The sequence below is a fragment of the Microbacterium sp. K24 genome, assembly GCF_004794465.1.
GTDB lineage: Bacteria > Actinomycetota > Actinomycetes > Actinomycetales > Microbacteriaceae > Microbacterium.
The window spans coordinates 1-1476 of sequence record NZ_SSDJ01000073.1 but is presented as its reverse complement, the minus strand read 5'-3'; the positions used below and the strand labels follow the sequence as shown (position 1 = coordinate 1476).

1 protein-coding gene and 1 pseudogene are annotated in these 1476 nt (G+C 63.1%); both read right to left on the bottom strand.

Annotated elements, in window-relative coordinates:
• Nucleotides 1–132: 132 nt before the first annotated feature.
• A complete protein-coding gene (locus DW306_RS05570) occupies nucleotides 133–1221 on the bottom strand; it encodes a site-specific integrase (RefSeq protein WP_136054627.1) in 1089 nt (362 codons plus the stop codon).
• Nucleotides 1221–1476 (bottom strand): annotated as a pseudogene (locus tag DW306_RS05565) (hypothetical protein); the annotation flags it as partial. The pseudogene DW306_RS05565 and the gene DW306_RS05570, both read right to left, overlap by 1 nt.

The following is a 1476-nucleotide window of genomic DNA, read 5'->3' as shown; positions in this document are numbered from 1 at the left end:
GAAGACGACGACTGGGACTTCTAGAAAGCCCGTTCAGAGCGCATATAGACAGCGAATAGCCCCTGGATAGATTCGAGCATCAGCTCGATCATCCAGGGGCTATTTTCGTTTCTGCCCACATTTTGCCCACGTTTATTCGAGAGCGGCCTCGCGAGCTCGTGCCAACGCTTCCGCGACGTGCCCGAGATCCTCGTCGAAGAGGTCGGCGTACACGTCCAGGGTCATCGCGGCTGACGCATGCCCGAGCATCCGCTGAACGGCCTTGACGTTCGCTCCCGCGCTGATCGCGAGTGAGGCTGCGGTGTGCCTCAGGTCGTGGAGGGTGATGGTCGGAAATGACGGGTCGTCGAACTGACACGACGAGACCGCCGAGACAAGCCAACCCGACGTAGCGTGTGGATACCTCGGCGGCTGGGCGTCGCCGAACACGCGGTGACTTCCGTCTCGCCCCTCCACGAGCTTGCGGAGCCCGGGCACCAAGAACTCCGGAAACACAATCGTTCTGTTCTTGCCACTCTTCGGCGTGCCGACCTCGTAGACACCCTTCACGATCACGGCGTTTTCGGAGATCAACGCCCGGTGGCGCGGGAGATCCAGGTTTCGGATGCGAAGCGCAGCGGCTTCCCCCCATCGGACCCCGGTGTAGGCGAGGAATTCGACAAGCTCGGGGTACTTGGCTTCGCTCACCAACGCCGAGACTTGCTTGTGCGAGAGGTAGGTGGCCTCCTTGCGTCGCTTCGCCGGCAGATCTACACCCTTGGCCGGGTTAGTCCCGATGGCTCTGTCCTCTACAGCGACGTCGAGGATGCCGGAGAGCACGAATACTGCTCGCCTCACAGTCTGGGCCGACTTTCGCGACGTCATCTCGCCGATCCAGGCGGACACTTCCGTCTTGCGGATGGTGCCGACCTTCCGTGCGCCCCACTCGGGCTGCACGTGGATACGCCAGGCGGTGAGCATCGCAGCTCGAGAGGACGGCTTCAACGTGCCGAGACGGGCGCGCTCCCACGTCGGCTGCATGTCAGAGACCAGCCGTCGCCCGTCGGTCGGGTCGATGTATTCGCCTCGCGCCTTCGTTACGTCGACCGTGGAGAGGAATAGGCGGGCGTCGCGTTTAGTGCTGAACCCGCGCTTGTCTGTCTGTGCACCGTCCGGCTTTCGATACCGCACCCGGTAACGCGTTCCCTTGCTGGTGTCGTATGCCTCGACCGTGCCGGCCATCAGACCGCGACCTTGGATTCCCACTGGCCGGCGCCGAGGCGCGGCTTCTCATACACGACGTCGCCGACGCGGAGCAGGATGTTCTGATAGGCCTCGACGATCTCGTCGATCACGTCAAGATCCTGTGCGATCAGTGAGACGTTGCCGTCGCGGAGGTGCTCGGCCTCGCGGTAGTCGCGATGGTCGATGAGGCGGAGTGCCGCCCATTCGTCTGCACGCCGTTCCTGTTTAGCGTTCACCGGCCCGAACTTCGAG